The 269-nt window shown below is 58.0% G+C and carries 1 protein-coding gene; it reads left to right on the plus strand.

Going from position 1 to position 269, the window contains the following annotated elements:
* Positions 1 to 269, plus strand: a 269-nt coding sequence (locus GSQ93_RS34870; protein WP_158940965.1) for an ATP-binding cassette domain-containing protein, incomplete at both ends; no start/stop codon positions are given.

Raw genomic sequence — 269 nt, forward strand, 5'->3', positions numbered from 1 at the left:
CGCAAATTCCAGAAGCCGACCGTGTTCGAGAACCATCCGGTGTGGGAGAACCTCGAACTCGCCATGAAAACCGACAAGGGGTGGTTAGCGTCGCTCAGATCGAAACTCGACCGGGAAGCGCAAGCAAGGATTGAAGAAACGCTGGAGCTGATTCACCTCGAAGCCGATGCCACGCGTTATGCCGGTGAACTCTCGCACGGGCAGAAGCAGCGGCTGGAGATCGGCATGTTGCTGATGCAGCAACCGGCCTTGCTACTCCTCGACGAACC

It is taken from the genome of Burkholderia sp. S171 (genome assembly GCF_009766085.1).
In the GTDB taxonomy this organism is placed as follows: Bacteria; Pseudomonadota; Gammaproteobacteria; order Burkholderiales; family Burkholderiaceae; genus Caballeronia.